This window comes from Microbacterium sp. LS_15, from assembly GCF_041954735.1.
In the GTDB taxonomy this organism is placed as follows: domain Bacteria; phylum Actinomycetota; class Actinomycetes; order Actinomycetales; family Microbacteriaceae; genus Microbacterium.
Window position 1 is genome coordinate 381115 of the sequence record NZ_JAVAYD010000001.1, and the last position, 9123, is coordinate 390237.

General features: G+C 70.0%; 10 protein-coding genes. 4 read left to right on the top strand and 6 right to left on the bottom strand.

What is annotated here, in order from left to right; all coding sequences use genetic code 11:
* Window positions 1-9: 9 nt before the first annotated feature.
* Entirely contained in the window at window positions 10-603 is a 594-nt protein-coding gene (gene pdxT / locus RAC69_RS01875; RefSeq protein WP_375084731.1) for a pyridoxal 5'-phosphate synthase glutaminase subunit PdxT, read from the bottom strand.
* The gene (gene pdxS, locus RAC69_RS01880; RefSeq protein ID WP_375084733.1) at window positions 593-1486 is read right to left on the bottom strand and encodes a pyridoxal 5'-phosphate synthase lyase subunit PdxS; all 894 of its coding nucleotides are present in this window, start codon (window positions 1484-1486) and stop codon (window positions 593-595) included. Before pdxS ends, pdxT begins: the two co-directional genes overlap by 11 nt.
* Before the next feature lie 77 nt (window positions 1487-1563).
* Between pdxS and RAC69_RS01885 the strand changes: the two genes are divergently transcribed.
* Window positions 1564-2871, top strand: a complete 1308-nt coding sequence (locus RAC69_RS01885) for an aminotransferase class I/II-fold pyridoxal phosphate-dependent enzyme (protein WP_375084735.1) — start codon at window positions 1564-1566, stop codon at window positions 2869-2871.
* 46 nt (window positions 2872-2917) lie between these two features.
* Window positions 2918-3769: a pyridoxal kinase PdxY gene (gene pdxY / locus RAC69_RS01890; RefSeq protein ID WP_375084736.1), complete on the top strand. Its 852-nt coding sequence runs from the start codon at window positions 2918-2920 to the stop codon at window positions 3767-3769.
* 44 nt (window positions 3770-3813) lie between these two features.
* Here pdxY and RAC69_RS01895 read toward each other — a convergent pair whose 3' ends face one another.
* From RAC69_RS01895 to RAC69_RS01905, 3 genes are all read right to left on the bottom strand, one after another.
* Window positions 3814-4362 carry an HIT domain-containing protein gene (locus tag RAC69_RS01895; protein ID WP_375084738.1) on the bottom strand — a complete coding sequence of 183 codons (549 nt, stop codon included), beginning with the start codon at window positions 4360-4362 and terminating at the stop codon, window positions 3814-3816.
* Entirely contained in the window at window positions 4359-6284 is a 1926-nt protein-coding gene (gene thrS / locus RAC69_RS01900) for a threonine--tRNA ligase (RefSeq protein ID WP_375085296.1), read from the bottom strand. The genes RAC69_RS01895 and thrS overlap by 4 nt, the downstream gene beginning before the upstream one ends.
* Before the next feature lie 121 nt (window positions 6285-6405).
* Entirely contained in the window at window positions 6406-6765 is a 360-nt protein-coding gene (locus RAC69_RS01905; RefSeq protein ID WP_375084740.1) for a YnfA family protein, read from the bottom strand.
* A gap of 22 nt (window positions 6766-6787) precedes the next feature.
* Here RAC69_RS01905 and RAC69_RS01910 point away from each other — a divergent pair, with 22 nt between their 5' ends.
* The gene (locus RAC69_RS01910; RefSeq protein WP_375084741.1) at window positions 6788-7237 is read left to right on the top strand and encodes a hypothetical protein; all 450 of its coding nucleotides are present in this window, start codon (window positions 6788-6790) and stop codon (window positions 7235-7237) included.
* A 12-nt stretch (window positions 7238-7249) separates the two neighbouring features.
* Window positions 7250-8596 carry a cryptochrome/photolyase family protein gene (locus RAC69_RS01915; protein WP_375084743.1) on the top strand — a complete coding sequence of 449 codons (1347 nt, stop codon included), beginning with the start codon at window positions 7250-7252 and terminating at the stop codon, window positions 8594-8596.
* A 22-nt stretch (window positions 8597-8618) separates the two neighbouring features.
* Here the strand turns inward: RAC69_RS01915 and RAC69_RS01920 are convergent, their stop codons facing one another.
* Window positions 8619-9101 (bottom strand): hypothetical protein, encoded by a 483-nt coding sequence (locus RAC69_RS01920; RefSeq protein WP_341934386.1) that lies wholly within the window; start codon window positions 9099-9101, stop codon window positions 8619-8621.
* Window positions 9102-9123: the final 22 nt, after the last annotated feature.

Consider the following 9123-nt stretch of genomic DNA (forward strand, 5'->3'; position numbering starts at 1 on the left):
ACGCCGGCCTCAGCGCGTGCGGACGGTGTCGAGGAAGCGCTCGTGGAACCGCGTCTCGCCCGTGATCTCCGGGTGGAAGCTGAGACCGAGCAGCGCGCCCTGTTCGACGGCGACGACGCGGCCGTCGTCGAGAGCCGCGAGCACGGATGCCGCAGGGCCGACGCTCTCCACCACGGGGCCGCGGATGAACGCTGCCCGCACCGGGTCGCCCCCGAGCGCCGCCACCGTGAGCCGCGCCTCGAAGGACTCGACCTGGCGTCCGAACGCGTTGCGGCGCACCGTCACGTCGAGGCCGCCGAAGGACTCCTGGCCCTCGATCGCGTCCACGAGCCGGTCCGCGAGCAGGATGAGCCCGGCGCACGTGCCCAGGACCGGCATGCCGTCGCGGATCGCGTCGCGGATCGGCGCCTGCATCCCGAAGAGGCGCGACAGTTTGTCGATCACGGTGGACTCGCCACCAGGGATCACCAGGCCGTCGACCTGCGCCAACTCGCCGGGGCGGCGCACGAGCGTGACCTCGGCGCCGAGCCCCGCGAGCAGGGCGGCGTGCTCGCGCACGTCGCCCTGCAGGGCCAGGACCCCGACCCGCGGGTTACCAGCCACGCTCGGCGAGACGGTGCGGCGCGGGGAGGTCCGAGACGTTGATGCCGACCATGGCCTCCCCCAGACCGCGCGACACCTCGGCGATGACCTTCGCGTCGTCGTAGAAGGTGGTCGCCTTGACGATGGCCTTGGCGCGCTCGGCGGGGTTGCCCGACTTGAAGATGCCCGAACCCACGAACACGCCGTCGGCGCCGAGCTGCATCATCATGGCTGCATCAGCGGGCGTCGCGACGCCACCGGCGACGAACAGGACGACGGGGAGCGTGCCGGTCTCGGCGATCTCGGCCACGAGCTCGTAGGGCGCCTGGAGCTCCTTCGCGGCGACGAAGAGCTCGTCCTTCGGCAGCGCCGTCAGCGCCGCGATCTCTCCGCGGATCCTCCGGATGTGCTTCATCGCCTCGGAGACGTCGCCGGTGCCGGCTTCGCCCTTCGAGCGGATCATCGCCGCGCCCTCGTTGATGCGGCGCAGAGCCTCGCCCAGGTTGGTGGCACCGCACACGAACGGCACCGTGAACCCGTACTTGTCGATGTGGTTCACGTAGTCGGCCGGCGAGAGCACCTCGGACTCGTCGATGTAGTCGACACCGAGCTCCTGCAGCACCTGCGCCTCGACGAAGTGGCCGATGCGCGCCTTCGCCATCACCGGGATCGAGACGGCGTCGATGATGCTGTCGATCATGTCGGGGTCGCTCATGCGCGAGACGCCGCCCTGGGCGCGGATGTCGGCGGGCACGCGCTCGAGCGCCATGACGGCGACGGCTCCGGCATCCTCTGCGATCTTCGCCTGCTCGGCGGTGACGACGTCCATGATGACGCCGCCCTTGAGCATCTCGGCGAGTCCGCGCTTGACGCGCGAGGATCCGGTGGTGGTCTGTTCGGCCATGACTGACTCCTGTCGATGTTTGATCTAGGCCAAACGATAGCACTGTCCCGGACGACCTAGAATCGACCTGAGGACACATGAGCGACCAGATCATCGGAGCGACGGCGGCCGACATCGCCGACAGCGTGCGCGACCTGCGCGACCGCGGCGTGCTCGGTGCGGGCAGCCCTCTCCCCCCGGTGCGCGAACTCGCCGCCATGCTCGGAGTGAACCGCAACACCGCCGTCGCCGCCTATCGTCAGCTCGCCCAGGCGGGCCTCGTGGTCTCGCGCGGACGCGCCGGCACCGTGATCGCCGGTCACGAGTCCGTCGCCCAAGAGGGCTTCGCCGCCGACACCGTGCTGCGCGACGTCGGCACCGGGAACCCCGATCCGCGCCTCATCCCCGACCCGTCGGCGGCGCTCGCGACCGTCGCCGGTCGCCCCGTCCTCTACGGCGAGCCCGTGATCGACCGCGGCCTGGAGTCCTGGGCGCGGGAGTGGATCGCAGGAGACCTCGGCGACACCGGATTCCGCATCACCGTCACGAGCGGAGCGGTCGACGCCGTGGAGAGGCTCCTGGCGCAGGCGCTCATGCGCGACGACGCGGTGGCCCTGGAGGACCCGTGCTTCCTCGCCAGCATCCACACCGTCCGCCTCGGCGGCTACCGCGCCGTCCCCGTCCCCGTCGACGACGAGGGCATGACGGTCGCGGGCCTCCGCGCCGCGCTCGACGCCGGAGTACGTGCCGTCATCTGCACCCCGCGGGCGCAGAACCCGACGGGCACGAGCCTCACCGCTCGACGCGCCGCCGACCTGCGCGCCGTGCTCGCCGACCACCCCTACGTGCTCCTCATCGAGGACGATCACTTCTCGATGCTGTCGCAACGGGAGTACGAGACCCTGATCGGGCCGGAGCATCGGCGCTTCGCGCTCGTGCGGTCGGTGTCGAAGTTCCTCGGCCCCGACATGTGCCTGGCCATCGCCGCGACCGATCCGACCACCGCCGAGCGCCTCGCCATGCGGCTCAGCCCCGGCACGACCTGGGTCAGCCACCTGCTGCAGCGGCTCACGCTGGCGCAGCTGACCAACCCCGATGCCGTCGCCCGCATCACCACGGCTCGGGAGCACTACGCCGCCCGCAACGAGGCGTTCGCCGCCCGCCTCCGCGACGCGGGACTCGACTCCCCGTCGACGGACGGCCTGAGCCTCTGGGTGCGGCTCCCGAAACCCGCCCGCGCGGTCGCCGAGCGTCTGATGCGCCGCGGCTGGCTCGCCCGAACGGGCGACGAGTTCGCGCTCGACGACCGCGCCGAGCCCTCGCAGCATCTGCGACTCACCGTGCACGACCTGTCCGACGAGGACGCAGAGACGCTCATCGCCGATCTCGTCGCGGCGACCCGATGACCGACCCCCGCGGGAACCGACCCGCCCCTCACGAAAGGATCGAGGAATGAAGGTCCTCTCCATCCAGTCCGCCGTCGCCTACGGACACGTCGGCAACTCCGCGGCCGTGTTCCCCCTGCAGCGCATCGGCGTCGAGGTGCTGCCCGTCTACACCGTGAACTTCTCCAACCACACCGGGTACGGTGCCTGGCGCGGCCCGCTCATCTCCCCCGACGACGTGCGCGAGGTCGTCACCGGCATCGAGGAGCGCGGCGTGTTCGGCGAGATCGACGCCGTGCTCAGCGGGTATCAGGGCGGTGAGGGCATCGGCGACGTGATCATCGACGCCGTCTCGCGCGTGAAGGCCGCCAATCCGGCTGCCGTCTACGCCTGCGACCCCGTGATGGGCAACGCCAAGTCCGGATGCTTCGTCGCCCCGGCGATCCCCGTCCTGCTGCGGGAGAAGGTCGTGCCCGTCGCCGACATCATCACGCCCAACCAGTTCGAACTGGGATTCCTCACCGAGACAGAGCCCGACACCCTGGAGTCCACGCTCGCCTCCGTCGACGTCGCGATGGCGATGGGGCCGAGCACGGTTCTCGTGACGAGCGTCGAGCGTCCCGACCGCGAGGAGGGCACCATCGAGATGCTCGTGGCCGACGCGCAGGGCGCGTGGCTCGTGCAGACACCTCGACTGCCGATGAAGGCCAACGGCTCCGGAGACGTGACAGCTGCCCTGTTCACCGCGCACTACGTCGAGACCGGCGACGCGAAGCTCGCGCTCGAGCGCACAGCGTCGAGCGTGTTCGATCTGCTGAGCCTCACCCTCGAGTCCGGCGAGCGGGAGCTGCAGCTGATCGAGGCGCAGGAGTTCTACGCGAACCCGCGCATGCAGTTCACCGCACGACAGGCGCGCTGAGGCGCAGCGCGCGTTTCGTCTCGCTTCGCTCGCTCGACGACCGATCAGGCGGTGGGCCAGGCGGCGGAGACCGCCTCGCGCACTTCGCCGAGCAGCTGCGGCAGTGCCTTCGTCTTCGCGATGATCGGGAAGAAGTTCGCATCGGAGGTCCACCGCGGCACCACGTGCTGGTGGAGGTGCGCGTCGACCCCTGCTCCGGCGACGGCGCCCTGGTTCATCCCGAGGTTGAACCCGTCGCACCGCGACACCTCGCGCAGGACGCGCATGGCGATCTGGGTCAGCTCGCCGATCTCCGCGACCTCCTCGGGGGTGGCCTGATCGTACGTCGCGATGTGACGGTACGGGCAGACCAGCAGGTGCCCCGAGTTGTACGGGAAGAGGTTCAGCAGCACGTAGGCGGTCTCGCCGCGCGCGACGATCAGTCGCTCGGCATCCGGATACTTCGGCGCCTCGCAGAACGGGCACTCCTCGCGCAGGGGCTCGGGACCCGCCTGGATGTACGCCATCCGGTGCGGGGTCCACAGCCGCTGGAACTCGTCGGGGACGCCGGCCAGCAGACCGGCGTCCTCGACGGAGGAGCGCTCGTCGGTCACGCCAGGTCTCCGGCCTTCAGCACGAGGGCGTGGGTCTCGATCGCGGAGCGGATGCGGCGGACGGCGTCCGCCACGGGCACGCCGTTCTCCTGGGTGCCGTCGCGGAAGCGGAACGACACAGTGCCGGCGGCGCGGTCCTGCTCGCCGACGATCAGGATGACCGGCACCTTGGCTGTGGTGTGGTTGCGGATCTTCTTCTGCATGCGGTCGTCGGAGTGGTCGACGTCCGCGCGCACGCCGGCCGCGCGGAGCTGCCCGATCACGTCGTCGAGGTACTCGCCGTACTGCTCCGCGACCGGGACGCCGACCACCTGGCTCGGCGCCAGCCACAGCGGGAAGTCGCCCGCGTAGTGCTCGAGGAGGATCGCGAAGAAGCGCTCGACCGAACCGAGCAGCGCGCGGTGGATCATCACCGGACGGTGCTTCTGCCCATCGGATCCGGTGTACTCGAGCTCGAAGCGGTCCGGCTGGTTGAAGTCGAGCTGGATCGTGGACATCTGCCAGGTGCGGCCGATGGCGTCGCGGGCCTGCACCGAGATCTTCGGGCCGTAGAACGCCGCTCCACCGGGGTCGGCGACGAGCTCGAGCCCGGACTCGATGGCGACCTCGCGCAGCGTGTCGATAGCCGTCGACCACTGCTCCGGCTCACCGAGGAACTTCGGGTTGCCCTCCTCGTTGGTCGAGAGCTCGAGGTAGAAGTCGTTGAGCCCGTAGTCGCGCAGCAGATCCAGCACGAGGTTCAGGTTGGTGGTGAGCTCTTCCTTGACCTGATCCTGGGCGACGTAGATGTGTGCGTCGTCCTGCGTCAGACCGCGGACCCGGGTGAGGCCCGAGAGCGTGCCGCTCTTCTCGTAGCGGTAGACGGTGCCGAACTCGGCGAGCCTCAGCGGCAGCTCGCGATAGGAGCGCCCGCGCGAACGGAAGATCAGGTTGTGGAACGGGCAGTTCATGGGCTTCAGGTAGTAGTCCTGGCCCTGGCGGGTGACGTTGCCCTCGTCGTCGACGGCCTCGTCGAGGTGCATCGGCGGGAACATGCCGTCGGCATAGGTCTGCAGGTGACCCGACGTCATGAAGAGGTCCTTCTTCGTGATGTGCGGGCTGTTCACGAGGTCGTAGCCGTTGCGCAGCAGGTGCTTGCGCAGGTTCTCCTCGATCTCGTAACGGATAATGCCGCCCTTGGGGTGGAAGACCGCGAGCCCCGAGCCGATCTCGTCGGGGAACGAGAACAGATCCATCTCACTGCCGAGCTTGCGGTGATCACGACGCTCCGCCTCGGCGAGGCGTTCCTTGTAGGCACGCAGCTCGTCCTTCGACGGCCAGGCCGTGCCGTAGATGCGCTGCAGCTGCGGGTTCGTCTCGCTGCCTCGCCAGTACGCCGCGGCGATGCGCGTCAGATCCCACCCGTTGCCGATCATGCGCGTGTTGGGCAGGTGGGGTCCGCGGCAGAGGTCCTTCCAGACCACCTCCCCATCGCGAGTGGTGTTGTCGTAGATGGTGAGCTCGCCCTCGCCGACCTCGACGGAGGCGCCCTCGGCAGCCTCCTTGCCGCCCTTGAGTCCGATGAGCTCGAGCTTGAACGGCTCGTCGGCGAGCTCGGCGTGCGCCTCCTCGTCGGTGACGACGCGGCGCACGAAGCGCTGGCCCTCCCGGACGATGCGCTGCATCTCCTTCGTGATGGCCTTCAGGTCGTCGGGTGTGAAGGGCTCGTCCACGCCGAAGTCGTAGTAGAAGCCGTCGGTGACGGGAGGACCGATGCCCAGGTTCGCCTGGGGGTTGATGCGCTGCACGGCCTGCGCGAGGACGTGCGCGGTGGAGTGGCGCAGGATGTCGAGCCCCTCGGGGCTGTCGATCGTGACCGGCTCGACCTCGTCGGCGTCGGTCACGGTGGCGGCGAGGTCCTTGAGCACCCCGCCGACGCGCATGGCGACGACGGAACGGTCGGAGAACAGGGCGAAGCCGTCTTTCGGCTGGGCATCTTCAGGCACGGAACACTCCATCTGGGTCTCGATCTAGGCTACTCGCATGCCCGGTGCCCGCCGACCGCTACAGCGCCCCCTGCGCGTCGGCCGAGGAGGTGGCCGGGGCGAGGATGATGATCGCGGCGCCGACGAGGGCGACCGCTGATCCGATCCAGTCCCACAGGGTCGGCGTGAAGCCGTCGACGATGATCCCCCACGCCAGGGAGCCGGCGATGAACACGCCGCCGTACGTCGCCAGGACGCGTCCGAAGTTCGCATCGGGCTGCAGGGCGGCGAGGAAGCCGTACGCCCCGAGCGCCATGACGCCGAGCACGGCGAACATCCACCCGCGGTCCTCTTTGACCGACTGCCAGATGAGCCATGCGCCGCCGATCTCCGCGGCGGCGGCGAGCACGAAGAGGATGCTGATGCGGAGCACGGTCATACCGCCACGGTAGCGTGGGCGCATGCTCAAAGACGTCGCACGCTGGTCGCTCGCCCTCCTGCTCGCGGCGGCCGGGGTGATGCACTTCGTCAGCACCCGCGGGTTCCGGATCGTCGTGCCGGACTGGGCGACGCGGCTCACGCGACTCGACAAGGACACGATCGTCGTGGCGTCCGGCGCGGTCGAGGTCGGCCTCGGCGCGGCGCTCGTCGCGTTGCCTCACGAGCGCCGCCGCGTCGGTGTGGCGGCCGCCGCCTTCTTCGTCGCCGTCTTCCCCGGCAACGTGCATCAGTGGCGGACGGGCCGTTCGGCTCCCGGTCTCGACACCGACCGTCGTCGTCTCGGTCGCCTCTTCCTGCAGCCGGTCCTCGTGGCGTGGGCGCTGTGGTCGACGAGTGAGCCGAAGCATACAGCGCGCACAGGGCGGCGTCGAGGTCAGGGCCGACACCGCTCATCCGTGCGTGGACGGTAAGACAATAGGGCCATGTCCTCCCCCTCGCTCGTCTGGCTCCGCGACGATCTGCGCGTCGCCGACAACCCGGCATTGCGTGCTGCGATCGATCGAGACGAGCCACTCGTCGTCCTGTATGTGCTCGACGAGGAGTCCGACGGCATCCGCCCCCTGGGCGGGGCGGCACGCTGGTGGCTGCATCACTCGCTGGCCTCTCTCCGCGACCACATCGCCGACCTCGGCGCACAGCTGATCCTCCGCCGCGGGCCAGCGCGCGACGTGGTCCGCGGAGTCGTCGACGACATCGGGGCCTCCGCGGTCTTCTGGAACCGCCGGTACGGCGGCCCCGAACGGAAGATCGACGCCGACCTGAAGTCGTCGCTGCGGGAGGACGGCATCGAGGTCGCGTCCTTCGCCGGCTCCCTGCTCCATGAGCCGTGGACCGTCAAGACCGGCAGCGGGACCCACTTCTCGGTCTTCACGCCGTTCTGGCGGGCGGCGCGCGCGCTCCCCGCGCCGCGGGCTCCGCTTCCCGCTCCCCGGACTCTCGACGGGGTCGGTCGACCACCGGCATCCGACGACCTGGACGACTGGCAGCTGCTGCCGACGAGTCCCGATTGGGCGGGGGGTCTCCGCGACACCTGGGAGCCGGGCGAGCAGGCCGCTCGTGCTCGGCTGCGCACCTTCCTCCGCGAGGACCTGGGCTCCTACGACCGCGCCCGTGACGAGCCGTCCGCCGGCGCGACCTCTCAGCTCTCGCCCCGGCTGCGGTGGGGCGAGCTGAGTCCCTTCACGGTGTGGCACGAGGCGGTCGAGACCGAGGGCGCCGCGGGTTTCCTCTCCGAGCTCGGCTGGCGCGAGTTCGCCTGGCACACCCTGTTCCACTTCCCCGACCTCGCGACGAAGAACCTCCGCAGCGAGTTCGACGCCTTCCCCTGGCCCCGCCTGCGGCCATCGCACCTGCGGGCGTGGGAGCGGGGCGAGACCGGCATCCCGCTCGTGGACGCCGGGATGCGCGAGCTGTGGCACACCGGCTACATGCACAACCGCGTGCGCATGGTGACGGCATCCTTCCTCATCAAGAACCTCATGATCGACTGGCGCAGAGGCGAGGAGTGGTTCTGGGACACGCTCGTCGACGCCGACGGCGCGAACAACCCGTTCAACTGGCAGTGGGTCGCGGGATCCGGCGCGGACGCCGCCCCGTATTTCCGGATCTTCAACCCGGAGCTGCAGGCGAAGAAGTTCGACCAGCAGGGCCTGTACGTCTCCGAGTGGGCCTCCGATGCACCGAGCGATCCGATCGTCGACCTCGGCGAGACGCGGAAGGCGGCACTCGCCGCCTACGACGAGCTGAGGCGCTCGTCGCGCTCCTCGTGACGAGCGCGACGAGCGTGACGGGTCAGGACGCGTAGCGCTCGACGCGCAGGACGCAGTCGAGCGTCTCGTCCTGCACGGCGACCGTCGTCTCCCAGTCCGCGCTCGCGCCGGCATCGATGGGCTCGACGTCGACCTGCGTGAGCGAGCGCGTGTCGCCGCCCTCGGTGAGGAGCGAGACGTAGATCCGGTACGACGCCGCCGCTGCGCTGGAGTTCGTCACGGTGCCCGCGACCTCCCAGTGGTCTCCGGCGAGCTCGCAGGTCTTGACCTCCGCATCCGCGAGGGCCCCTTCAAGCCCTTCACCGGAGCCCGGGGTGTCGACGATGTCGGTGACTCCGGCCTGCGCCTCCTCCGATGCCGTCGGCGTGGGAGTGGGCTCCGGGGCGGTGTCCGTGCACCCGGCGAGCACGAGACCGAGTGTCAGGGCGATCCCCGCTGCGAGCACCCCCGTGGCTGCCGTGCGACGGCCCGTGGTGATCTGCGGAGAGGTGCGGTGGTTCTGCATCGTGTCGCCTTTCAGTGCGGTG

Excerpts from the sequence above, each read along its gene's own strand:
- RAC69_RS01915 (WP_375084743.1), top strand. The coding sequence starts at position 7,250 with ATGTCCTCCCCCTCGCTCGTCTGGCTCCGCGACGATCTGCGCGTCGCC.
- RAC69_RS01885 (WP_375084735.1), top strand. The coding sequence starts at position 1,564 with ATGAGCGACCAGATCATCGGAGCGACGGCGGCCGACATCGCCGACAGC.
- RAC69_RS01920 (WP_341934386.1), bottom strand. The coding sequence starts at position 9,101 with ATGCAGAACCACCGCACCTCTCCGCAGATCACCACGGGCCGTCGCACG.
- thrS (WP_375085296.1), bottom strand. The coding sequence starts at position 6,284 with ATGCGCGTCGGCGGGGTGCTCAAGGACCTCGCCGCCACCGTGACCGAC.
- RAC69_RS01910 (WP_375084741.1), top strand. The coding sequence starts at position 6,788 with ATGCTCAAAGACGTCGCACGCTGGTCGCTCGCCCTCCTGCTCGCGGCG.
- RAC69_RS01905 (WP_375084740.1), bottom strand. The coding sequence starts at position 6,765 with ATGACCGTGCTCCGCATCAGCATCCTCTTCGTGCTCGCCGCCGCCGCG.
- pdxY (WP_375084736.1), top strand. The coding sequence starts at position 2,918 with ATGAAGGTCCTCTCCATCCAGTCCGCCGTCGCCTACGGACACGTCGGC.
- pdxS (WP_375084733.1), bottom strand. The coding sequence starts at position 1,486 with ATGGCCGAACAGACCACCACCGGATCCTCGCGCGTCAAGCGCGGACTC.